The sequence below is a fragment of the Pseudomonas putida S13.1.2 genome (assembly GCF_000498395.2).
Lineage (GTDB): Bacteria > Pseudomonadota > Gammaproteobacteria > Pseudomonadales > Pseudomonadaceae > Aquipseudomonas > Aquipseudomonas putida_Q.
In genome coordinates this window covers 3,221,389-3,245,104 of record NZ_CP010979.1, presented here as the reverse complement: position 1 = coordinate 3,245,104, position 23,716 = coordinate 3,221,389, and the positions used below count along the sequence as shown (strand labels likewise).

20 protein-coding genes are annotated in these 23,716 nt (G+C 63.7%); 7 read left to right on the top strand and 13 right to left on the bottom strand.

What is annotated here, in order from left to right; genetic code table 11:
- From N805_RS14325 to N805_RS14310, 4 genes are all read right to left on the bottom strand, one after another.
- Window positions 1–1,671: a bifunctional protein-serine/threonine kinase/phosphatase gene (locus tag N805_RS14325; protein WP_019472920.1), complete on the bottom strand. Its 1,671-nt coding sequence runs from the start codon at window positions 1,669–1,671 to the stop codon at window positions 1–3.
- A gap of 9 nt (window positions 1,672–1,680) precedes the next feature.
- Window positions 1,681–2,892, bottom strand: a complete 1,212-nt coding sequence (locus N805_RS14320) for a nitrate/nitrite transporter (RefSeq protein WP_019472919.1) — start codon at window positions 2,890–2,892, stop codon at window positions 1,681–1,683.
- Window positions 2,893–3,213: 321 nt separating this feature from the next.
- A complete protein-coding gene (locus tag N805_RS14315; protein ID WP_016714854.1) occupies window positions 3,214–3,789 on the bottom strand; it encodes an ANTAR domain-containing response regulator in 576 nt (191 codons plus the stop codon).
- Between the two features lie 11 nt (window positions 3,790–3,800).
- Window positions 3,801–5,015, bottom strand: a complete 1,215-nt coding sequence (locus tag N805_RS14310; protein WP_019472918.1) for a CmpA/NrtA family ABC transporter substrate-binding protein — start codon at window positions 5,013–5,015, stop codon at window positions 3,801–3,803.
- Between the two features lie 145 nt (window positions 5,016–5,160).
- Between N805_RS14310 and N805_RS14305 the strand changes: the two genes are divergently transcribed.
- A complete protein-coding gene (locus N805_RS14305; protein ID WP_016500784.1) occupies window positions 5,161–6,186 on the top strand; it encodes a quinone-dependent dihydroorotate dehydrogenase in 1,026 nt (341 codons plus the stop codon).
- Window positions 6,187–6,282: 96 nt separating this feature from the next.
- On the opposite strand, the gene rmf is transcribed toward N805_RS14305, so the two are convergent.
- A complete protein-coding gene (gene rmf, locus N805_RS29890) occupies window positions 6,283–6,498 on the bottom strand; it encodes a ribosome modulation factor (protein ID WP_003248687.1) in 216 nt (71 codons plus the stop codon).
- 561 nt (window positions 6,499–7,059) lie between these two features.
- Between rmf and rlmKL the strand changes: the two genes are divergently transcribed.
- The gene (gene rlmKL / locus N805_RS14300; protein WP_019472916.1) at window positions 7,060–9,252 is read left to right on the top strand and encodes a bifunctional 23S rRNA (guanine(2069)-N(7))-methyltransferase RlmK/23S rRNA (guanine(2445)-N(2))-methyltransferase RlmL; all 2,193 of its coding nucleotides are present in this window, start codon (window positions 7,060–7,062) and stop codon (window positions 9,250–9,252) included.
- Window positions 9,253–9,346: 94 nt separating this feature from the next.
- A complete protein-coding gene (locus tag N805_RS14295) occupies window positions 9,347–11,740 on the top strand; it encodes a diguanylate cyclase (protein ID WP_019472915.1) in 2,394 nt (797 codons plus the stop codon).
- A 128-nt stretch (window positions 11,741–11,868) separates the two neighbouring features.
- On the opposite strand, the gene dacB is transcribed toward N805_RS14295, so the two are convergent.
- From dacB to N805_RS14255, 8 genes are all read right to left on the bottom strand, one after another.
- Window positions 11,869–13,326 carry a D-alanyl-D-alanine carboxypeptidase/D-alanyl-D-alanine-endopeptidase gene (gene dacB / locus N805_RS14290; RefSeq protein WP_019473194.1) on the bottom strand — a complete coding sequence of 486 codons (1,458 nt, stop codon included), beginning with the start codon at window positions 13,324–13,326 and terminating at the stop codon, window positions 11,869–11,871.
- 186 nt (window positions 13,327–13,512) lie between these two features.
- Entirely contained in the window at window positions 13,513–13,857 is a 345-nt protein-coding gene (locus N805_RS14285) for a YggL family protein (protein WP_019473193.1), read from the bottom strand.
- A gap of 41 nt (window positions 13,858–13,898) precedes the next feature.
- Window positions 13,899–17,528, bottom strand: a complete 3,630-nt coding sequence (locus N805_RS14280) for an ATP-binding protein (protein ID WP_019473192.1) — start codon at window positions 17,526–17,528, stop codon at window positions 13,899–13,901.
- 8 nt (window positions 17,529–17,536) lie between these two features.
- Entirely contained in the window at window positions 17,537–18,154 is a 618-nt protein-coding gene (locus N805_RS14275) for a response regulator transcription factor (RefSeq protein ID WP_019473191.1), read from the bottom strand.
- Window positions 18,155–18,439: 285 nt separating this feature from the next.
- Complete coding sequence (locus N805_RS14270) at window positions 18,440–19,771, bottom strand: deoxyguanosinetriphosphate triphosphohydrolase (RefSeq protein WP_019473190.1); 1,332 nt, start codon at window positions 19,769–19,771, stop codon at window positions 18,440–18,442.
- Window positions 19,772–19,918: 147 nt separating this feature from the next.
- The gene (locus tag N805_RS14265) at window positions 19,919–20,248 is read right to left on the bottom strand and encodes a hypothetical protein (protein WP_019473189.1); all 330 of its coding nucleotides are present in this window, start codon (window positions 20,246–20,248) and stop codon (window positions 19,919–19,921) included.
- On the bottom strand, window positions 20,245–20,619 hold the full coding sequence (locus N805_RS14260; RefSeq protein WP_019473188.1) for a phage holin family protein: 375 nt from the start codon (window positions 20,617–20,619) through the stop codon (window positions 20,245–20,247). The genes N805_RS14265 and N805_RS14260 overlap by 4 nt, the downstream gene beginning before the upstream one ends.
- A 9-nt stretch (window positions 20,620–20,628) precedes the next feature.
- A complete protein-coding gene (locus tag N805_RS14255) occupies window positions 20,629–20,943 on the bottom strand; it encodes a DUF883 family protein (protein WP_019473187.1) in 315 nt (104 codons plus the stop codon).
- 312 nt (window positions 20,944–21,255) lie between these two features.
- On the opposite strand from N805_RS14255, the gene N805_RS14250 reads away from it, so the two are divergent.
- From N805_RS14250 to N805_RS14235, 4 genes are all read left to right on the top strand, one after another.
- Window positions 21,256–22,464, top strand: coding sequence for an ammonium transporter (locus tag N805_RS14250; RefSeq protein ID WP_026034646.1), 1,209 nt, complete (start codon window positions 21,256–21,258; stop codon window positions 22,462–22,464).
- A gap of 73 nt (window positions 22,465–22,537) precedes the next feature.
- A complete protein-coding gene (locus N805_RS14245; protein ID WP_019473185.1) occupies window positions 22,538–22,777 on the top strand; it encodes a glutaredoxin family protein in 240 nt (79 codons plus the stop codon).
- A 109-nt stretch (window positions 22,778–22,886) separates the two neighbouring features.
- Complete coding sequence (locus N805_RS14240) at window positions 22,887–23,318, top strand: D-Ala-D-Ala carboxypeptidase family metallohydrolase (protein WP_019473184.1); 432 nt, start codon at window positions 22,887–22,889, stop codon at window positions 23,316–23,318.
- Window positions 23,319–23,383: 65 nt separating this feature from the next.
- Window positions 23,384–23,692, top strand: a complete 309-nt coding sequence (locus N805_RS14235; RefSeq protein WP_016485613.1) for a hypothetical protein — start codon at window positions 23,384–23,386, stop codon at window positions 23,690–23,692.
- Window positions 23,693–23,716: the final 24 nt, after the last annotated feature.

The window sequence follows — 23,716 nt, the reverse complement described above, 5'->3', positions numbered from 1 at the left end:
TCAGCCTTTTAGCAGGCTGAGTAGCAAAATCAGGTTGAACAGCAAAGACAGCAGGGCCAGCGTGCGCCATACCTTCAGCGGCTCGCGCTCCAGCAGTGGCCGTGGCCGGCTGGGCAGCTCCTGGCGGTCGCCGCGTTCAAGCAGCAGCAACCAGTGTTCGGCCGTTTCGAAGCGTTGCGCCGGGTCGGCGGCCACCGCCTGCTGCAGGTTGTGCTGCAGCCATTCCGGCAGGTCGGGGCGGTAGCGTGCGGCGTTGACTGGCTGGGCGAAGCGCGGGCGCTGGAAGGCTTCCACCTCGCCATACGGGTAGTGCCCGGTCAGCAGGTGGTACAGCGTCACGCCCACGGCATACAGGTCTTGGCGCGGGCTGGGCGGCTGGCCATCGAACGCTTCCGGGGCAATGTACGAGGGTGTGCCGGGCACGTCGTGCAGCGGGTCTTCGGACAGGCCTGGGCAGTAGGCCAGGCCGAAATCCAGCAGGCGCAGCTGGCCATCATTGCCCAGGTGCAGGTTGTCCGCTTTGATATCGCGGTGCAGCAGGTTGCGCCGGTGCAACACACCGACCGCCTGCAGCAGTTGCCGGGCCATTTCCAGCCACTGTGGCAAGGGCAGCGGGCCGTGTTCGGCCAGCAGCGTTGCAAGGGTCTGGCCGGGGTATTCGCGCATCACGTAGTACAGGTGTTGGCGCTGGCTGGCTGCATGCAGCTCGGGGAAATGTCGGCCAGCGACCCGGCGCAGGAACCATTCTTCCAGCAACAGCCCTTGCGCCGCCTTCGGCTCCTGCTCGCGTGCGCCAGGCAGGGTCTTGAGCAGCCAGGCTTGACCTTGGCCGTCGCGCATCCGGTACAGCAGCGACTGGCGGCTGTGCGACAGCAGCTGTTCGGTAAGCCAGCCATCGATCACCTGGCCTTCGCGCAGTGGGCCGGGTAACGGCCATTGCTGCAGCTGTGCCAGGGTGTCACCGAGGTTGGCCGTGCCCAGTTGCTCCACCTGCACCAGCAAGGCGCTGGCGTTGTCCTGGCTGCCATTGAGGTGCGCGCTGGCAACCAGCGTGTCGACGGCCAATTGCAGGTCGGGCTGTTCACGCAGCACCGCCTGGATGTGCTGGTCGCCCAGGCTGGCCCAGACTCCGTCGCTGAGTAGCAGAAAGCACTCACCTGCCTGCAGCTCGCCCTCCAGGTAATCCACCAGCAGGTGCTGGTCCAGGCCCAGCGCGCGTTTCAGCACATGCTGCATGCCAGGCTGGTCCCACACATGGTCTTCGCTCAGGCACTGCAGGTGCCCGGCGTGCCAGCGGTACACACGGCAGTCGCCGACATGCGCCAGGGTGAAGCGCCGGCCCCGCAGCACCAGTGCGCTGAGGGTGGTCAACAATGGCTGGCCGCTGCCTTGAGCGCGCAGCCAGCGGTTCTGTGCCAGCAGCAGCCGGTCGAGGGCCTGGGCCACGCTCCAGGTGGCAGGGGTGGCGTAGTAGTCCAGGGCCAGCGCCTGCAAGCTGGCCCGTGCCGCCAGGCCACCATCGGCGCATTGGCTGACGCCGTCGGCGAGGGCGAACAGGTAGCCCTTGCTGGCGGCCAGCTCTGGCGCCGGGGTAACCAGGCGCAGGGCGTCCTGGTTTTCCGCGCGCGGCCCGGTGGCGCTGGCCTGGGCAAAGCTCAGTTGCAGGCTCATGGGCGTGCCTCAGACCCGCGCTGCAGTGACTGCAGCCGAGCCCCAGGTGGTGCGCCAGCGCTGTTTCACGCCGTGCAGGCCAAACCAGGCAAGCAGGCCCAGGCTGGCGAACAGCCACAGCCCCAGCTGGTAGTCGCCAGTGTGCTGCTTGATGGTGCCAAGCCCTGCCGCCAGCAAGAAGCCGCCGATACCGCCGGCCATGCCGATCAGCCCGGTCATCACGCCGATTTCCTGGCGAAAGCGTTGTGGCACCAGTTGGAACACCGCGCCGTTGCCAGCGCCCAGGCCAAGCATGGCGCTGATGAACAGCGCCAGTGCGGCAGCCGCAGAAGGCAGGTTGAACCCGACTGCGGCAATGCAGATGGCGGCAACGCTGTACATGCCCAGCAGGGTGCGGATGCCGCCGAAGCGGTCGGCCAGGGCGCCGCCGAGGGGGCGCATCAGGCTGCCGGCGAATACGCAGGCCGCGGTGTAGTAGCCGGCGGTGACCGGGCTCAGGCCGTATTGGTCGCTGAAGTAGCCAGGCAGGGCGCTGGCCAGGCCAATGAAGCCGCCGAAGGTGACGCTGTAGAAGAACATGAACCACCAGCTGTCACGGTCGCCGAGGGCCTTGAGGTAGTCCGCCATTGCTTTGGGCTTGGGGCGCTCTGGGGCGTTGCGTGCCAACAGGGCGAACACTACCAGCGCCAGCGTCAACGGAATCAGCGCAAAGCCGAACACATTGTTCCAGCCAAAGCCGGCGGCCAGCGCCGGGGCCAGCAGGGCGGCGAACACCGTGCCGGAATTGCCGGCGCCAGCAATGCCCATGGCCTTGCCCTGGTGTTGCGGCGGGTACCACTGCGACGCCAGCGGCAGCGACACGGCGAACGAAGCGCCGGCAAAGCCGAGGAACAAGCCCAGCAGCAGCACCTGTTCATAGCTGTGTACGCCGAAGTGCCAGGCCGCCGCCAGCGCGACGACGACCACCACCTGGCCGATCAGCCCTGCGGTCTTGGGTGACAGGCGGTCGACCAGCACGCCCATGGCAAAGCGCAGGATCGCCCCGGACAGGATCGGCATGGCTACCATCAGGCCCCGTTGTTGTGCACTGAGTTGCAGGTCACCGGCAATCTGCACCGCCATCGGGCCCAGCAGGTACCAGACCATGAAGCTCAGGTCGAAGTACAGGAACGCAGCGAACAGCGTGGGCACATGCCCGGATTTCCAGAAGCTGGTACTCATCGAACACCTCACTCGGCAAAGCAACGGAACGAAAAAGACGCCGCTACCCGCTCCACTAAGGTGGAGGGGAGAGCGACGTCTTTGTCGGGATTTAAGTGGGGCAACCGCCGTTGGCTACCGGTGCTGTTTGCTGAGCAAGAGATGGGCCAACTTTCTGAAGGCCATGCTGCCCCCTGTAGGAGCGGCCTTGCGTCGCGATGGGCTGCGCAGCAGCCCCAGATTTTCAGCTTTGCGGCAGAGATTGTTGGGGCTGCTGCGCAGCCCATCGCGACACAAGGCCGCTCCTACAGGGGATCGAGTACAGGTTGCGCGTGTGGTCTGTCAGCCGAGCATTTCGTGCATGGCAATGATCTGCTCTGCCACCTGAATCAGCTTCTGCTGCCGGCTCATGGCCTGGCGGCGCATCAGGGTGTAGGCCTGTTCTTCGTTGCAGTCTTTCATCTTCATCAGCAAACCCTTGGCCTGCTCGATGCGTTTGCGTTCGGCCAGTTGCTGGTCGCGTGCCAGCAGTTGCGCCTTCAGTGCCTGGTCACTTTCGAAGCGGGCCATGGCCACATCCAGAATCGGCTGTAGCCGGGCGGCATGGATGCCTTCGACAATATAGGCACTAACCCCCGCCTGGATCGCCTGGCGCATTACCCCAGGGTCATGTTCGTCAGTGAACAGCACGATGGGGCGCGGCTGGTCACGGCTGACCAGTACCACCTGTTCCATCACATCGCGGTCCGGTGAGTCGGTGTCGATCAGCACCACATCCGGGCGCACCGTTTCGACGCAGGCAGGCAGGTCGATGGTCAGGCCTGGGGCTTCGGTGACCTCGAAGCCGGCCTCTATCAACGCTGCCTTGAGGCGGCCGAGTTTGTTCTGGGTGTCGTCGATCAGCAGGATGCGCAACATGTTGGTCCCCCTCACGCGCCGACACGGGCATCGGGCAGGTCGCCCAGTGCGTGCAGGCTGAAACTGCGGGCATAGCTGTAGGGGGCGCTGCCGTCCCAGCGGGTACCGTCGATCAGCAGGCTGCTGCGCATCGGCAGCGAAGGGCAGGCCACGCCAAGGCTTTGCGCTGCCTCGCTGTACAGGGCCAGCTGCTGTACCTGGCGGGCCACGCCGAGGTAGTCGGGGTCTTCGCGCAGCAGGCCCCAGCGGCGGAACTGGGTCATGAACCACATGCCGTCGGACAGGTACGGCAGGTTGGCCCGGCCGTGGTCGAACAGGCGCAGGGCATGCCGGTCTTGCCAGTGGTTGCCCAGGCCATCCTGGTAGTTGCCAAGCAAGCGTGGCTCGATGCTCTCCAGCGGCGTGTCCAGATAGGCGCTGCCGCTAAGCAGTTGCGCGGTGCTGCGGCGGTTTTCCGGGCTTTGTTCGATGAACCGGCTGGCGGCGAGGATTGCCTTGATCAGGGCGCGGGCGCTGTTGGGGTACTGTTCGGCGAAGGCGCGGGCACAGGCCAGGACTTTTTCCGGGTGGTCCGGCCAGATCGACTGGCTGGTGGCAAGGGTGAAGCCTTGGCCCTTGGCAACCGCATCGGCGGCCCAGGGCTCGCCCACGCAAAAGCCGTCGATGCGCCCGGCCTGGATATGTGCGGCCATTTGTGCCGGTGGCACCACCACGCTGTCGACGTCGCGCAGTGGGTGGATGCCCTGGCTGGCCAGCCAGTAATACAGCCACATGGCGTGAGTGCCGGTGGGGAAGGTCTGGGCGAAGGTCAGGCGCGCGCCATGTTGGTGCACCAGCCGCGCCAATGCTTCAGGGTTGGTCACGCCTTTGCGTTGCAGGGCAGGCGACAGGTTGATGGCCTGGGCGTTCTGGTTCAGCCCCATGAGCACCGCCATGTCACTGGCCGGTACGCCGCCAATGCCCAGATGCACGGCGTAGGCCAGGCCATACAGGCAGTGCGCGGCGTCCAGTTCGCCGCTGACCAGCTTGTCGCGCAGCCCCGCCCAGGAGCCCTGGCGCTTGAGGTTGAGGGTAAGGCCGTGCTGCTGGGCGAAACCCTGGGTGGCCGCGACCACCACCGAGGCGCAGTCGGTCAGGGCCATGTAGCCGATGTTCAGGCTGTGTTTCTCGGGCGCATCGCTGCCGTTGACCCAGGCCAGGGGCGTTACTCGGGGTACAGTATTCACAAGGTTCCTCGCCTGTACTGATTAGGCTGTGAGCCAAACCGGTGCAACCGATGTGCCAGGGCTGCAGTGGCCCCATGATTTGCTGTCCTGCCAGCGCCACGGTGGCTATAATCGCCCCCTCACTTACCCCGAGCCTTGCCTGCCCATGTATACCCTGGCCCGCCAGCTGCTGTTCAAGCTTTCTCCGGAAACTTCCCACGACCTGTCCCTGGACCTGATCGGTGCCGGTGGCCGCCTTGGCCTCAACGGCATGCTGTGCAAGCAGCCGGCGGCCTTGCCGGTTTCGGTCATGGGCTTGAACTTCGCCAACCCGGTGGGCCTGGCTGCCGGCCTGGACAAGAACGGCGCGGCCATCGACGGTTTTGCCCAGCTGGGCTTCGGCTTTGTCGAGATCGGCACCGTCACCCCGCGCCCGCAGCCGGGCAACCCCAAGCCACGGCTGTTCCGGCTACCGGAGGCCACGGCCATCATCAACCGCATGGGCTTCAACAACCTGGGTGTCGATAACCTGCTCGACCGGGTACGAGCCTCGCGCTACAGCGGCGTGCTGGGCATCAACATCGGCAAGAACTTCGACACCCCGGTCGAGCGTGCCGTCGATGACTACCTGATCTGCCTGGACAAGGTGTACACCGCCGCCAGCTACATCACCGTCAACGTCAGCTCGCCAAACACCCCGGGTCTGCGCAGCCTGCAGTTTGGTGATTCGCTCAAGCAGTTGCTCGATGCCCTGGCCGTGCGCCGTGAGCAGCTGGCTGCGACCCATGGCAAGCGCGTGCCGCTGGCCATCAAGATTGCCCCGGACATGAGCGACGAAGAAACCGCACTGGTGGCAGCCGCGCTGATGGAATCGGGTATGGATGCGGTAATCGCTACCAACACCACGCTGGGGCGTGAAGGTGTCGAGGGGCTGCCGTACGGTGGCGAGGCGGGTGGCCTGTCCGGCGCGCCGGTGCTGGAAAAGAGCACCCACATCGTCAAGGTGCTGGCAGGCGAGCTGGGCGGCAAGTTGCCAATCATTGCTGCCGGTGGCATTACCGAAGGCCGTCACGCTGCCGAGAAGATCGCCGCCGGGGCGAGCCTGGTGCAGATCTACTCGGGCTTCATTTACAAGGGGCCGGCACTGATTCGCGAGGCGGTGGACGCTATCGCGGCAATGCCACGGGTTTGATCGGCAGGCAAAAAAAGGGCCCCTTCAAGGGGCCCCTGGGCCTTCGCCCGCCGCCCGGATGGGGCGTGCATGGTAAATCGAATTCAGTGTCCTCGATCAGCCAACGGCGTGATTTTCGTTGAGTCTATGGATGCCAGCGGTGCCAGTCATTCCGTCCCAGTTATCACCGCGACCTTCGCGCCAGCCGTTGATCCAGGCTTGGCGAACAGAAGGAAGATTGAAAGGGCAAAGTTCGCGGGATTTGCCGGTGACCCCGTATTGGTAGCCACGTGAATATGCTCTTTCCAACGGATCACGCTTAAGTCTTCTCATAGGGTGTTGCCCTCACTTGTTGACTGTAATGTCCCGTCGGCCTCACTGAGGCCGGGCAGAGTCGTTCTGCCGGTTTGCGCTCGCTGCCGGCGTGGCGAGCTGAAAGTGCCGCCTCGTTGCGAAGCGGCCTGAGACCAGTTCTAACGAATGCGAGTCACGGTGTGAATGATCGATTTGTCATAAGCACGTAACGTTTCATAGGGTCAGGGGATAAGTAAATAAATGCGACTTAACCTTATTTGAGGTTTGGCCCGCTATGATCAGGGTTTGCTGATCATTGACGTCATTTCGCCAGCGCTGCTCGCGGGTGACAGAAATAATTTTAAATGCGACGAAGGGTCACACCGGCCCCGGCGTCGTCAGAATTTTTTGTACTGCCTGATGATCTAAGCTGTCTTTGCCACTGGGCCGAGCACGGATCGGTCAGGCGGCCCGGCCCTTCGCAGCACGCTTATGTGCCGCAAATGGCCACCCGCACGCCTGCTGGAAAGGCATGCGGGCAAACTTCGCGGGGCGATGCGTCGCCTCGTCAGTCAAATAGCCCAAGGCTCTGGAATACTCATGTCGGACCGTTTCGAACTCTACCTCACCTGCCCTAAAGGCCTTGAAAGCCTGCTTGCCGAGGAGGCCAAGGGCCTTGGCCTTGACGAGGTGCGTGAGCACACCTCGGCCATCCGCGGCGCTGCCGACATGGAAACCGCCTACCGCCTGTGCGTATGGTCGCGCCTGGCCAACCGGGTGCTGCTGGTGCTCAAGCGCTTCACCATGAAGAATGCCGACGACCTTTACGACGGCGTCAACGCGGTTGACTGGGCCGACCACCTGGCAGCCGACGGCACCCTGGCGGTGGAGTTCAGCGGCCATGGCTCGGGCATCGACAACACCCACTTCGGTGCGCTGAAGGTCAAGGATGCGATCGTCGACAAGCTGCGCAACCGCGAAGGCCTGCGCCCGTCGGTGGAAAAGATCGACCCTGACGTGCGTGTGCACCTGCGCCTGGACCGTGGCGAGGCCATTCTTTCCCTCGACCTGTCCGGCCACAGCCTGCACCAGCGCGGCTATCGCCTGCAGCAAGGTGCTGCGCCGCTGAAGGAAAACCTGGCGGCAGCAGTGCTGATCCGCTCGGGCTGGCCGCGCATTGCCGCCGAAGGTGGCGCACTGGCCGACCCGATGTGCGGTGTGGGTACCTTCCTGGTAGAAGCGGCGATGATCGCTGCCGATATCGCGCCTAACCTCAAGCGTGAGCGTTGGGGCTTCACTGCCTGGCTCGGCCACGTGCCGGCGCTGTGGCGCAAGGTGCACGACGAGGCGCAGGCGCGTGCGCAGGCCGGCCTGGCCAAGCCACCGCTGTGGATCCGTGGCTATGAGGCCGACCCGCGGCTGATCCAGCCGGGCCGCAACAACGTCGAGCGCGCCGGCCTGGGCGATTGGGTGAAAATCTATCAGGGCGAGGTCAGTACCTTCGAGCCACGCCCGGACCAGAACCAGAAAGGCCTGGTCATCAGCAACCCGCCCTATGGCGAGCGCCTGGGTGACGAAGCCAGCCTGTTGTACCTCTACCAGAACCTGGGCGAGCGCCTGCGCCAGGCCTGCATGGGCTGGGAGGCGGCGGTGTTCACTGGCGCGCCGCAGTTGGGCAAGCGCATGGGTATTCGCAGCCACAAGCAGTACGCGTTCTGGAACGGCGCCTTGCCGTGCAAGCTGCTGCTGTTCAAGGTGCAGCCCGACCAGTTCGTGACGGGTGAGCGCCGCGAAGCGCAGGCTGACAACGCCGAAATCCGTGAGCAAGCGCCGGTAGCCAGTGAGCCGGCGCGCCTGTCGGAAGGGGCGCAGATGTTTGCCAACCGCCTGCAGAAGAACCTCAAGCAACTGGGCAAGTGGGCCCGCCGCGAGCAGGTTGACTGCTACCGCCTGTACGATGCCGACATGCCCGAGTACGCCCTGGCGGTCGACCTGTACCACGACTGGGTGCATGTGCAGGAGTACGCCGCGCCACGTTCGATCGACCCGGAGAAGGCCCAGTCGCGCCTGCTCGATGCCTTGGCGGCTATCCCCCAGGCACTTGGCATTTCGCCGCAGCGCGTGGTGCTCAAGCGCCGCGAGCGGCAGAGTGGTACCCGCCAGTACGAGCGCCAGGCCACCGAGGGCCGCTTCCAGGAAGTGAACGAAGGTGGCGTCAAGCTGCTGGTCAACCTCACCGACTACCTGGACACCGGGCTGTTCCTTGACCACCGCCCCATGCGCATGCGCATCCAGCGCGAGGCTGCCGGCAAGCGTTTCCTCAACCTGTTCTGCTACACCGCCACGGCTTCGGTGCATGCGGCCAAGGGCGGCGCACGCAGCACTACCAGTGTCGACCTGTCGAAAACCTACCTCGACTGGGCACGGCGCAACCTGGCGCTCAATGGCTTCTCCGAGCGCAACCGCCTGGAGCAGGGCGATGTGATGGCGTGGCTGGAAGCTAACCGCGAAAGCTACGACCTGATCTTCATCGACCCGCCAACCTTCTCCAACTCCAAGCGCATGGAAGGCGTGTTCGACGTGCAGCGTGACCACGTGCAGCTGCTGGACCTGGCCATGGCTCGCCTGGCGCCGGATGGCGTGTTGTACTTCTCCAACAACTTCCGCAAGTTCCAGCTCGACGAGCACCTGATGGCGCGCTATGCCGTGGAGGAAATCACCGCCCAGACGCTGGACCCGGACTTTGCCCGTAACAACCGGATCCACCGCGCCTGGCGCCTGCAATTGCGTTGAGCCGACGAGGTACATTGCGCGGCTAATGGCCAATAGCTATAAATGAGGGCAGGGCAAGATAATCCGCAGGACGCTGACGTGACGAGATGGGTGTATGTCAAAGTGTGGCGTGCGTGCGCGGTTATCTGGCCTGTGCACAGAAGCGGTGTCCGCCTGGGCGCTGGCGCTGGTGGCTTTGGTGGCGGGCGGCCTGTTGACGGCCGCCTTGGCGCTTGCCGCGCAGACGTTCTACAAGCAGCAGTTGCGCCAGCGTTTCGAGTTGCTGGCCAGCGAGCGTTTCAGCCGCATTGCCGAGCGTTTTGATGAACAGCAGCAGCGCCTGGACGGCCTGCGGCGATTCTTCAGCTTTTCCAACGAAGTCACCCCGCTCGAATTTGACGGTTACGCCCGGCCGTTGCTGCAGCGCACCCTGGCCTACGCTTGGGCGCCCCGCGTCGAAGCCGCGCAACGCGCCGAGTTCGAGCGCCATGCCAGTGAGCATTCAGGCCCGGGCTATGTGATCCGTGACCAGGATGCACAAGGCCAGTGGCGCCCCGCGCCGCTGCGCGACCATTACTTCCCTGTGCTGTATACCCAATCTGGTGAAATGCCAGGGCTGCCCTATGGGCTGGACCTTGCCGGCCAGGCTGCATCCCAGGCTGCCCTGGCACGGGCACTCGGGCCTGGCAGCATGGCGGTGTCCGAACCCCTGGCCATGTACGAGATCCCTTCATACGCGCGTGGCTTGCTGCTGGTGGCGCCGGTGTTTTCCGATGCTAATCCGCATGGCGCAGCAGTAGGCTATGTGACGGCCTTGCTGAGCATGCGCGAGCTGGTCAGTGATGGGCGGCCAGTGGCGGCGGATGACAACCTGGTGGTGCGTATCGTTGATCCCTCCGGGTTGCAGGGGCCGGAAGTGATGTTCGACTCGCTGAACCAGGTCGCCCCCTTGTCGCTGGCCAGCAACCAGGTGTTGCACCTGGCCGACCACAACTTCCAGTTGAGCATCCTGCCGAGCCTGGCCTTCGTGCAGGCTAATCGTTCGTCGGCAGTGCTGGCGGTCGTGCTGCTGGGTGGGTTGTTGAGCCTGCTGCTCAGCGCCTTGCTGTACAGCCTGTTCAGCCAGCGCCAGCGCGCCCTGGCGCTGGTCGAGCAGCGCACCGTCGAGCTGCGGGTCAGCGAACAGTCGCTGCGAGGCACCCACAACCAGCTACGCAGCGTGCTGGACGCGGCGACCCAGGTGGCAATCATTGCCACCAACCTCAAGGGTGTGGTCAGTACCTTCAATGCCGGTGCAGAGCGTATGTTCGGTTACCCGGCCAGCCAGGCGATCGGCCAGTTGCACCTTGAACACCTGGTGCTGCCCGAAGAACTGAGCCTGCGCGCTCATGCGCTGAGCCTGCGCTATGGCCGCCCGATTGCCGGTGGCCAGGCCATGTTCGCCGAAACGGTTCAAGCGCATGGCGCCGAGCCTGGGGAGTGGACCTTGTTGCGCGCCGATGGCAGCCAGCTGGTCGCCAACATGCTGGTTACCGCCATGCTGGATGAACAGGGTTTGTGGGTTGGCTACCTGGCCATCTGCATTGATGTCACGGAGCGGCGTCGGGTACACGAGGCGCTGGCAGCGCGCGACCGGCTGCTGGAAAAACTCAGTGCCGAGGTGCCGGGCGGTATCTACCAGTATCGTCTGGATGCCAACGGGCATTCGTGCTTTCCCTATGCCAGCCAAGGCCTGTTCGATATCTACGAAGTCGACCTGCAGCAGTTGCGTGAGGATGCCACGCTGGTGTTCGAGCGCATCCACCCCGATGACCTGGACCGTGTGCGCCGCTCGGTGCGTTACTCGGCCGAGCACCTGGCGCCCTGGCGCGAGGAATACCGGGTGTGCCTGCCGCGAGCCGGGCTCCGCTGGGTGCGGGGCGAAGCGACGCCGGAGGTGGGGGAGCAAGGCTGTACCCTGTGGCATGGTTACCTGACGGATATCTCCGACCTCAAGGGCGTGGAGGAGGAATTGAGGGCGTTGTCGGTGACCGACTCGCTGACGGGTATCCATAACCGCCGCTACTTCCAGGAGCGGCTCAAGGTTGAACTGGAACGCGCCCAGCGCGACGGCCTGGCGTTGGCCGTGATCATGCTGGACATCGATCACTTCAAATGCATTAACGACCGTTTCGGTCATGCCATGGGCGACCGTGTGCTGCGCAGCTTGTGCCAGCGTATTGGCCAGCGTTTGCGGCGTACCGATGTGTTTTGCCGGCTGGGCGGGGAAGAATTCATGGTGCTGTGCCCGGGCAGTGATGCCGAGCAGGCGCGGCTGCTGGCGCTTGAGTTGTGGCAAGGGGTGCGCATGGTGCCGGTCGAGGGTGTGGGCAGGGTGACCGCCAGTTTCGGCGTCGCGGGTTGGCGGCCGGGTGAAGGGGCCGATACCTTGCTGTTACGCGCAGATGCGGGGGTGTATGCGGCCAAGCAGGCCGGGCGGGACCGGGTGGAGGGGGAGTCGGCCTGTTAGCTGCCAGTTGTCTGTGCCGGCCCTTTCGCGGCTAAAGCCGCTCCCACAGGTACTGCACAGGCCTCAAGTGCTGTGAAGATCCTGTGGGAGCGGCTTTAGCCGCGAAAGGGCCGGTACGGACCAGCCAATCAGTTGGCCGCGGTGCTACCGGCCAGCTTCGGCTGACGGTACAGGTCGAGCAGGACCTGGTCGAGCACTTGCGAAGCACCCCACGGTTTCGGGTCGTTGAGAATCGCCGCCACCGCCCAGGTGTGGCCGTTGCTGTCGCGGCTGAAGCCGGCAATCGCCCGCACGGTATTCAGCGTGCCGGTCTTGATGTGCCCCTCACCGGTCATGGCGGTGCGCTTCAGGCGCTTGCGCATGGTGCCGTCCATGCCTACCAGCGGCATCGAACTCATGAACTCGGCAGCGTAGGGGCTCTTCCAGGCAGCCTGTAGCATCTGGGCCATTTCCCGGGTGCTGACCCGCTCGGCACGCGACAGGCCAGAGCCGTTCTCCATCACCAGGTGCGGCGCGGTAATGCCCTTTTTCGCCAACCATTGGCGCACTACGCGCTGCGCGGCGCGGGCATCGTCGCCGTCGGCATCGGTGCGGAACTGCGCGCCAAGGCTCAGGAACAGCTGCTGGGCCATGGTGTTGTTGCTGTATTTGTTGATGTCGCGGATCACTTCCACCAGGTCTGGCGAGAAGGCGCGCGCCAGCAGGCGCGCACTCTTGGGCACGTTCTCGATGCGGTCGCCACCCTGGATGCTGCCACCCAGCTCGGTCCAGATCGCGCGCACGGCACCGGCGGCGTAGGTTGCGTGGTCGAGCAGCGACAGGTAGGTCTGCGAGTTGCAGCCGTCACCCAGCTGGCCGCTAACGGTTACGCTGATGCCATCGGCCTGGGGCACCGGGTTGTAGCGCACATCGCCTGTGCACTGCTTCGAAGCCACCGCCTTGACCTGGTTGTCGATACGGATGCTGGCAATCGGTGGCTCGACCGCGACGGTGACTTTGCCCCCATCGTTGCGGGCCACGAAGCGCAGGGCCTTGAGGTTGACCAGCAGCGAATCGGGCTTGACCAGGAACGGCTTGTTTTCATCGCCGCCGTCATCGTTGAACTGCGGCAGGTTGGGTTGCACGAAGTGGCTGCGGTCCAGCACCAGGTCACCGGTGATGGTGCGCACGCCATTGGCGCGCAGGTCACGCATCAGCAGCCACAGCTTTTCCATGTTCAGCTTCGGGTCGCCGCCCCCTTTGAGGTACAGGTTGCCATTGAGCACGCCGTTGCTCAGGGTGCCATCGGTATAGAACTCGGTTTTCCACTGAAAGGTGGGGCCGAGCAGCTCGAGGGCAGCATAGGTAGTGACCAGTTTCATGGTCGACGCCGGGTTTACCGAAACATCGGCATTGAACACGGTCGGCGTGCCGGGGCCGTCCAGCGGCAGCATTACCAGCGACAGGGCTGTGTCTTGCAGTTTGTTGGCCTTGAGCGCCTGCTGCACTTTGGCGGGCAGGGTGGTATTGACGGCGGCGGCCTGGCTGGGCAATGCGAGTGGCAACAGCAGGCTTGCAAGAACGAAGGGACGAAGCGTTTTGATCATAATGGATAAATACCCTGCGGCGAGGGAAAAGGGCATTGGGGCGGTAAGAGATGATGGCCCCACGACGAAAGAGTCCGCATTATGCCCCAAGCGTAGCGACGATGCGCCACGTTCGACGGAAAAGCACCGCCAATAAAAAAGGCCACCCGCAAGGGCAGCCTTTTCAGCGATCAAGCCAGGCAGGTATCACTCAGCCTTGTTGATCGGCTTTTCCGGGTACCAGGCGTCCAGCAGCGGGCTGACTTCGATCTTGGTCAGTTCGCTACGGCCCTTCAGCCAGGTTTCAACGGCAGCGCGCTGTTCTTCGCTGGCCGAGCCGCGTTTGGCCGAGCACACCAGGCCGTAATCGTCACCGCCTACATAGTTCAGGCCGTTGGCGTCCATCGCTTCTTCCAGGAACGCATCGAGGAAAGCATCGATTGCCTGGTCATCCAGATCTTCCTTGAATTCCAGGTTCAGCTCGAAGCCCAATTCCTGAAACTCGTCGACACACAGCTTTTTGCGCAGACGACGGGAGCGGTTTGTGGCCATGAAACAATCCTCTTAGGTAATAACGCCGCGCAGTCTACCAGTTAACACGTCTGGCTGCCTGCCTGAGTGCACGCGTCGGTGGCCAGTTCCTTGGCCAGAGCCCGTTCTACACGGCACATGTGCCGCGCCAGTGCCTGGCGCCGCAGGCGCAACTGGTGGGTGGGCAGGCCGCGGGCCTCCAGCGCCTCGCAGGCCTGCATCAGGTCGGGGGCTTCCAGCATGCGGGCGGCACTCAGCACCTTGTGGGCCTGCTCGGCAATGGCGTCGCTGTCATGCTCCGGATGCAGCGCCATCAAGCTGGCCAGGTCGGCCTGCAGGCTTTGCTGCAAGGCCTGCAGGAAGCGCTGGCGGTCGGCGGGGTCATGCCCGACCACTGCCGCCAGGCCGTCCAGATGGTAAAGCGTGCGCCGGGGCTTTTGCTGGCGGCGCGGGCGAATGCTCGCCAGGCGCTGGCTGAGGGTACCCAGGCTGATCGGCTTGAGCAGGCAGTCGTCCATACCGGCGCTCAGGCACTGGCGGCGCACCTCTGGCTGTGCGTTGGCGGTGTAGCCGAGAATGGTGCAGCGCAGCCGCTTGCCATGGCGCTCTTCGGCCCGGACGGCGGTCGCCAGTTGGTATCCGTTCATGTGCGGCATGTTGCAGTCGAGCACCAGCACATCAAAGTCGCCTGCGCGCCAGGTGGCCAGGCCTTCGCGGCCATCGCGGGCGCTGGCGTGCTGTAGGCCCAGGTAGCCGAGCTGCTGCGCCATCAGTTGCAGATTGGCCGGGTGGTCGTCGATCACCAGCACGTTCAGCCGCCGGTCAGGCACCTCGAGGTGTTCGAACTGCGGCGCTGGGAGTGGAGCGGCGTCAATCCGCTGCAGCGGCATCTTCAGGCGCACCTGGGTGCCAACGTCTTCCAGGCTCTTGATGGTCAGGCTGCCGCCCATCATTTCGCACAGGCTGCGGCAGATGGCCAGGCCCAGCCCGGTACCCGCGCGGGCGCCCTGGCTATGCGGGTTGGCCTGGATGAACGGATTGAACAGGCGTTGCAGGTCGTCGGCATGGATGCCGATGCCACTGTCGCGTACTTCCAGTTCCAGCACTGCAGGCATGGTGTTGCCGTTATCCAGCAGGCCGACGCAGATGCGAACCTGGCCATGCTCGGTGAACTTGATGGCGTTGCTCACCAGGTTGGACAACACCTGTTTGAAACGCAGGGGGTCGAGCAATGCGCGGCAGCGCGCGGCCGGTGCAATCATTACCTCCAGGGCCAGGCCTTTCTGGCGCGCCTGCCCTTCGAAAATACGCCCTACCGATTCGACCAGTGCTGCAAGGTCGACGGCCTCCGGGGCCAGGGACAAGTGCCCGGACTCGATGCGCGCGATGTCGAGAATATCGCCGATCAGGCCCAGCAGGTCCTTGGCTGAATGGTGGGCCAGCTCCAGTGCGCTGCGGTCCACCCGGCCCTGGTCGGCGCGCTTGACTGCCAGTTCGAGCATGCCGATGACGGCATTCATCGGGGTGCGGATTTCATGGCTGATGGTGGCCAGGAAGGTGCTCTTGGCGCGGTTGGCATCGTCGGCCTGCTGCTTGGCCTGACGCAGCTCCATGACCAACTGGCGGCGCTCGCTGATGTTGATCCAGCCGCCGATGATGCCCTGCACTTCGCCCAGCGAGTCGCGGTACGGCAGTATCCAGTGATAGATGGTCATTTCGCGGCCCTTGATCCGCAGTGGCCGGTCCATGATCAACGGCGAGCCTGCGGCCATGACCTTCAGGTAGTCGGCCTGGATCTGCCGAGTCTGCTCTTCGTCGGCAAACAGGCTGCCGTCCAGCTGTTTGCCGATGACATCGTCGGAGCGGGCCTGCACAGCTTCCAGGTAGCTGTAGTTGCAGCTTTGCAGGCAGCCCTCGCGGTCACGCACGTACATGGGGTGGGGCGTGCCGTTGAGCAGGGCACGCATGAACGCCAGTTGGTCGTTCAGTGCCCGTTCGGCGCGCTGGCGCTGGCGGATCTGCAGGCGCAGGCGGGCGTTCCAGAGCAAGGCCAGCAACAGCAGTGCGACCATGCCCAGCACCACTTGTAGCGCAAGCTGGCTGTAGTCTTTGCCGTTGCCATCGTCGTGCTGGCCGAAGCCGCGCCAGCGGTTGTTGATCACCCCCAGCTCTTCGGGCGAGATGCTCAGCAACGCCTTGTCGAGGATCGACAGCATTGCCTGTGACGGGGTGCTGGTGGCCATGGCGAAGTTGGCGGGCTCGCTGCCGACCGTGGTGCGGATGACCAGCCCGGGGTTGCTGGCCAAGGCATGGTTGGCGTCGATCAACGTGGTGATCACTGCGTCCACCGCACCGCTGTTGAGCAATGCCATGGCATAGAACGCGCTTTCGGTCTCGACCCAGCCGATGTTCGGATAGTGCCGCGACAGCATGGCGTCCATGGCGCTGTATCGGGTAATGGCCACGCGATGCCCCTGCAACTGCTCCAGTGTGCTCAGGGCCGTATCGTCCTTGCGGCCGACCAGCACGAAGGCGCTTTCCAGGTAGGGCCGGCTGACCTGCAGGCCTTCGGTCACCCCGCCAGTGGCCAGTGCGGCAATCACATCTGCGCGGCCATCCTTGAGGCGGGCGATCATGTCGGCGATGCCGCTGGCTCGCTGCACTTCAAAACGCAAGCCGGTGCGCAGGCTGATGAACTCCAGCAGGTCGGCGGTGATGCCGCGAAAATGCCCCGAGCCATCGAAATACGATAGCGGCGCAGCCGTATCATCGATCGTCACGCGCATTACCGGGTGATCTTGCAGCCATTGTTCCTCGGCGTCAGTCAGTTGCAGCTTGCGGTCGGTCAGCAGCAGGTCGCTGCCGGCGCTCCAGCGTTTGAAGATGCTGGCGCGCAGGCCCGGGGTCTGGCTGTCTAGCGCGGCGTTCACCAGTGCCAGCAGCTGCGTGTCCTGCTGGCGCAAGGCAAAGCCGAAGCCGACGGCCTCGTGCTGGCCGAAATCGGCCATGCGCAGGCGCGGCAGGTGGCTGCGGTTAAGCAGGTAGTGGGTGGAAATGGTGTCGCCGATGTACACGTCGGCCTGGCCGAACGCCACGGCGTTCAAGGCTTGGCTGGAGGAGCCAAAGGCCAGCACCTCGGCCATGGGATAGGTGCTGCGTACCTCCTGCTTGGGCAGGTAATGGTAAAGCATGCCCAGGCGCAGGCCGGCCAGGTCCATGTCGAGCGCCCGGCTTTCGTCTTCGCGTGTTACCAGCACCGGCTGGTCAACGGCATACGGGTGCGACAGCGCCAGGCCGTCGCTGGCCGCTTCGTAGCCATTGGCGCTGCCAAGCAGGTCGATATCACCATGCCTGAGCGCCTCTACTGCCGCCTGCCGGCTGGGGAAGCGCAGCACCCGCACAGGTAACTGCAGGGCCGCGCCGATCAGGCTCGCGTACTCGGCGGTAAGGCCCTGATAGTCGCGGCCGCCACTGGTGATGTCGAACGGCGGATAGTCCGGAGCCGACGTACCCAATACCAGTTCCTGACGGCCTTCGAGCCATTGCCGTTGTTCGGCCGTGAGCATGGGTTGGGTCGGCTTGGCCGATGACCGCGCCAGTAACGTGTAGGACGAGGCTTCGTGATAGGTGGCCTGCGCTACGCCGCTGAGCAGCAGCAGGGCGAGCAGCAGGCGAGCGATAGGGCGCGGCATGATCACCCTCAGACCAGCGCGTTGCGTTTGGCTATTTCGATCAGGTCAACCAGTGTACTGACCTGAAGTTTGTGCATGAGGCGCTTCTTGTAGGTGCTGACAGTCTTGCTGCTGAGGAACATGCCCTTGGCAATTTCCTTGTTGCTGCGGCCTTGGGCGAAGAGTTGCAGTACCATCAGTTCGCGGTCATTTACCTGGCGGAAAAGTTGCAGCTCGGTATCGGCTGCCTGGTTGTGTTTTATTGCCTGGCTGGGGAAATAGTTGTAGCCGGCCAGTACCGCCTTGATAGCACTGAGCAGTTCGCTCAGGTCTTCCTGCTTGCACACATAGCCTGCGGCGCCGGAGTGCATGCAACGCACGGCAAACAATGCGGGAGACTGGGCGGTCAATACCAGAACCTTCAATGGCAGGGCCATGGCCTGGAAGCGGGAAAGCACCTCCAGCCCGTCTAGCTTGGGGATGCTGATGTCGAGGATGACCAGGTCGGGAGCGGCTTCACGAATCATCTGCATGGCGTCCACGCCATTGTCCGACTCGCCGACAATCTTGTAATTCTGGTTTTCCAGCAACATACGGACGGCCAGGCGGATGACAGGATGGTCGTCGACAATAAATATGGAATGCATGTTCAACTTCCCTGCGGGCGATTGAGGGGGACAACCGGCACCTTATCGCAGTTGGAAGTCATCGGGCATGCGTGGAAGGGCGATTGGCCCCATATGGGAAATGGCTTACAGGATAAAACAAAACGGGCTACGAAATTTGTGTGATTGGCCCAATGTCAAAGCGTGATTGGTAACTTTTCATGGGCGTTTATACATGCTGTTTAATTGGCCATCAGTATATGTAGGAAGTTTCCTGCATTGCGCGGTGCAGCACTGGCTCAAGGCCCAGGGCTGCACCGGCGTGCTTCAGGTTGGGCTGGAGCGCCCGGTCATTTCCCGGGCCATTTCGCTGGCATAGCTGTCGGTCATCCCGGCGATGAAGTCGATCATGCGCAGGAAGGCGCTGTGCAGCGAGGCATGCGGGTCTGGGGCATTGTTGCCGATCAGGTCCAGTACCCGGCGGCTCTTGAACGACGGGGTGCGCCCGCCGTGCTGTTCGAGCGCTGCGCCACAAAAGGTATTGAGCAGAATCTCCAGGGTGGTGTAGGCGCCGATTTCGTGCAGGGTCTTGCGCTTGTCCTGGAAGATCTTGTTGCGTGCCATGTCCTTGGCCTGCAGCACGCAGCGCTTGGCCGGGCCGTGCATGTGCTCCACCAGGTCGCCCGCCAGGTGCCCGGCCAGCAATGCCTGCTGTTGCTCGACGAACGCGTGGGCGGCGGCGTTGGTCAGGTGCTCGATAGCTTTGCCACGCAGAATCGCCAGCTTGCGCCGACGGGAATCGCGCGGGCCGAGCTGGCGGTAGGTTTCTGGCAGGTCTTCGCCGACCAGGTCAAGCAGCAGCGCTTCGACTTCGGCGTATTCCAGCAACTCCATTTCCAGGCCGTCTTCCAGGTCGATCAGCGCATAGCAGATGTCATCGGCGGCCTCCATCAGGTACACCAGCGGGTGGCGCGCCCAGCGCTGCTCTTCCAGTTGCGGCATGCCCAGCTTACGGGCGATCTGTTCCAGCAGGTGCAGTTCGCTCTGGTAGCTGCCGAATTTGTGCTTCTTGTAGCCCAGGGCGTCGGCGTGGCGTGCGCTCCAGGGGTACTTGAGGTAAGTGCCGAGGGTGGCATAGGTCAGCCGGGTACCACCGTCGAACTGGTGATACTCCAGCTGGGTGAGTACGCGAAAGCCCTGGGCGTTGCCCTCGAAATTCAAAAAGTCTGCCCGCTGGTCGTCGCTCATGTCATCCAGCCAGCCACGCCCGGCGGCCTGCTGGAACCAGTGGCGGATGGCGTCCTCGCCGGAGTGGCCGAAGGGTGGGTTGCCGATGTCGTGGGCCAGGCAGGCTGACTGCACGATCATCCCCAGGTCGCTGGGGGCGCACCAGTCCGGCAGGTTGTCGCGCAGGGTTTCGCCGACGCGCATGCCCAGCGAGCGACCGACACAGCTGACTTCCAGCGAGTGGGTCAGGCGCGTGTGGATATGGTCGTTACTGGTAACCGGGTGCACCTGGGTCTTGCGCCCAAGGCGGCGGAAGGCGCCGGAGAAGATGATGCGGTCATGGTCTTTGTGGAAGGGGCTGCGCCCGAGTTCATCGGCGCTATAGAGGGCTTTACCCAGGCGTTCGCGGGTGAGCAGGGTGTGCCAGTCCAAGGCGCATTCTCCTGTGGATCGAAGGAAGCAGCATATCCTGTAGGAGCAGCCTTGTGCTGCGAAGAGGCCCGTTTGATCGATACACGTGTGTTGCCGGGCCGGCCTCTTCGCAGCACAAGGCTGCTCCTGCAAAGGAACGTGCAGTGTTCAGGGGCGGCGGTTGCCTTGCAGGTACAGGCGCACCAGCGGCAGCAGGCTGCCGCCCAGGCGCACCAGACGCGCCAGGTTACCGCTGCGCACGCCCTTGCCAGTGAGGAAACCCATCGCCACCACGGCACCAATCCCCCACAGAGGCGCATGCTTGATCCCCAGCCCTTCGTGCAGCGAGCTGCCCATGCCGCGCACGCGGCGCAGCGGCTCCATCAGTTGCCCGGACTCATGGCGGATTTCCTGGCGGTGCATTTCCATGCGCAGGCGCAGCAGTGCTTTGCGCAGTTCGCGCGGGTTACGGGTGTTTGGCAGTTGTGGCAGGCTCATGGCAACAGGCGCTCCCGGTCCTTGGCGAGTTCTTCGAGGGTGGCCCCGAATGGCGACGATTCGTCGAACACCGCTGCCTTCAGGCGCAACCCGCAGTACAGCGCGGCAAGGCCATAGAACACGCACAGGCCGATGATGCCGGCCAGGCGGTAGCTGTCCCACAGCAGCACCAGCAACAACCCGGAAAGGGCTGTGAGCAACAGCAGGGCGAACACCAAGGCGAGGCCTGCGAACAGCAGCAGGCGCAAGGTGCGGCCTTTTTGCTCCTGCAACTCGATGCCGAACAGTTCGATATGGCTGTGCAGCAGCCCCAGCGCAGCCGCGCCCAGGCGCTTGCCCGAGGCGCCGGCGCCGTTGGCGTCATTCTCCATGGGAACCCCTTAGCGCCGGTTGGCCAGCAGGCCGATCAACACGCCGACGCCGGCCGCGATGCCGATCGCCTGCCACGGGTTTTCCTGCACGTACTGCTCGGCGCTGCCCAGCGCAGCCTGGCCGCGTTGGCGCACCGAGTCCTGGGTCAGTTGCAGGGTTTCGCGGGCCTGGGTCAGGCGGTCGTGAATCTGTTCGCGCAATTCGTCGGCCTGGTCGCCGGCCAGGTTGGCAGTGTCGGCCAGCAACCTCTCGGTGTCGCGTACCAACGCCTGGAAGTCAGCCATCAGAATCTCTTGTGCAGTCTTTGCCGATTTGCTGGCCATGGGCCTCTCCCTGTCGATGAGTGATGGTAGTTCGAGTAATAGCACGCGCCGAAGGTTCAAGTGCCGGTGCTGGTATGGGCCTTGCTAAGGCATTGCCACGTTGCGGGGCGCCGCTGGCAGCTGTTGCGCCGATTCAGGGCGCTAGCGCAGCGGGTACCGATAAACCTTAACCCAATCCACGACAAACCCAAGAAAAAACCACGCAGGCTCCGACCCGGTCACCCAAACAGGGCAGGGGGCTGGCACCGATTTGGTGCAGGGATGCAGGTTCTTGAACTGTCCTGGTGCCTTTTCAGCAGGTCTGCCTATTTCATGGAAAACATGCACAGCGCAATGGACTCCCTGGTCCACGGTTCCAACACTCTGTTCATTCTCATGGGCGCCATTCTGGTGCTGGCCATGCATGCCGGCTTCGCGTTCCTTGAGGTGGGCACGGTACGCCACAAGAACCAGGTCAACGCCTTGTCCAAGATCCTCAGCGACTTTGCCATCTCGGCGCTGGTGTATTTCTTTATCGGTTACTGGATAGCCTACGGTGTCCATTTCTTCCAGCCGGCAGCGGCGCTGGCAGTTGACCATGGCTATGCGCTGGTCAAGTGCTTCTTTCTGCTGACGTTCGCTGCGGCGATCCCGGCGATCATCTCTGGGGGCATCGCCGAGCGCGCGCGTTTTGTGCCGCAATTGTGTGCCACGGCGTTGATCGTGGCGTTTATCTACCCATTCTTCGAGGGTGTGGTGTGGAATGGCAACCTGGGGCTGCAAGCCTGGTTGCAGGCCCGCTTCGGTGCGCCTTTCCACGATTTTGCAGGCTCGGTGGTGGTGCATGCCATGGGCGGCTGGCTAGCCCTGGCGGCGGTGTTGCTGCTGGGCGCGCGCCGTGGGCGCTACCGCGACGGCCGTCTGGTGGCGTTTGCGCCGTCGAGCATTCCCTTTCTGGCGTTGGGGTCGTGGATTCTGATCATCGGCTGGTTCGGCTTCAACGTGATGAGTGCCCAGACGCTGCAAGGCGTCAGCGGCCTGGTAGCGATCAATTCGCTCATGGCCATGGTCGGTGGCACCCTCTCGGCCTTGCTGGCCGGCCGTAACGACCCAGGCTTTCTGCACAACGGGCCGTTGGCCGGCCTGGTGGCGATCTGCGCCGGCTCCGACCTGATGCACCCGATTGGCGCACTGGCCACCGGCCTGGTGGCCGGCGCGTTGTTTGTCTGGACCTTCACCGCAGCGCAGAACCGCTGGAAGATCGACGACGTGCTGGGCGTGTGGCCACTGCATGGCCTGTGTGGCGTGTGGGGTGGCATTGCCTGCGGCATCTTTGGCCAGGTGGCACTGGGCGGCATGGGCGGTGTCAGCCTGGTCAGCCAGTTGCTGGGCAGCCTGATGGGCGTGGTGGTGGCATTGGCCGGCGGCTTTGCCGTGTATGGCGCAATTAGGGCGCTGCATGGGCTGCGCTTGAGCCATGAGCAGGAGTTCCAAGGTGCTGACTTGTCGCTGCACCGTATCGGCGCTACCAGCCAGGATTGAGCCAGGTCAGGTGCATGACGCGCGCGACAGACCTAGAATAGGTTTCTCTGCATGCCAAACCGGGACCTGCCCCATGCTGCCTGAATGCCAACTGTTCGGTACCCTCGGCTGCCACCTGTGTGAAGTGGCCGAGGCTGTGCTGATGCCTTTCGTCGATCATGGCCTGCTGGTGGAGCTGGTCGACATTGCCGAGAGCGAGCCCTTGTTCGAACGTTACGGCCTGATCATTCCGGTGTTGCGACGTTGCGACAATGCCGCCGAGCTGCACTGGCCGTTCGATGCCGAACAGGTGGTGGCGTTCCTTGGGCAATGAGGGCAGCAGAGGAGTTGCAACCCTGCTCCATGATCGGTGATGCGAGCTGATGATCAGGTGCCGGCGCACTCTGGCGCCGTTACCTTCCCCATCATCGGAATAGTTCGCCATGTTGATCACTCCACATTTCACGTTCGATGAAATGACCGTTTCCCAGCTCGCCGCCAGGGACGGGTTCGATAACACCCCGCCCCCTGAAGCCAGGGCCAACCTGCAATTGCTGTGTGGTGCGCTGGAGCAGGTGCGCGCACTGTTCGGCGCGCCGATCATCGTCAGCAGCGGTTTTCGCAGCGAGAAGGTCAACCGGTTGATCGGCGGCGCCACCAACAGCCAGCATGTACAAGGGCTGGCGGCTGACTTCACGGTAGTTGAAGTCAGCCCTCGGGAAACCGTGCGCAGGATCAGCGAAAGCGCCGTGCCGTTCGATCAGCTCATCCTGGAGTTCGACAGATGGGTGCATCTGTCGGTGGCCCGGGGCACGCCGCGTCGGCAGGTGTTGACCGTGCGCAAAGGCCGTGGCTACCTGGCGGGGCTGCAATGAAGCGCATTGACGGCGGCAAGGGGATGTTCGTATGCTGTATATAAATACAGTATCGAGGTAAAGCCATGCTCAACGTCGAGCAACTCAAGTACAGCGTCAACCGCATGCCCGTGGATCGGGTGGCTGACGCCGTTCTGGAACTGCGCCTCGAAGGCCTGGTGACCGACGACCGCACGCCGTTCGGTAAAGTCCATTTCAATACCTGCTTCGCCGAGATCGAGGCCTTGTTCCAGCGTGCCGGCTATCACCGAGGGCTGGATGTGGTGGGTTACCAGGGGTTGCTCTATGCCCTTTACGACCCAGGCCGTTGGGAGCCGGTGCAGGTGCTGCGCTGGCTGAAGGAACGTAGCGAGGCGATAGTCCAGGCTGGTTGAGGGCGCGTGCTTGGGCGATAATGC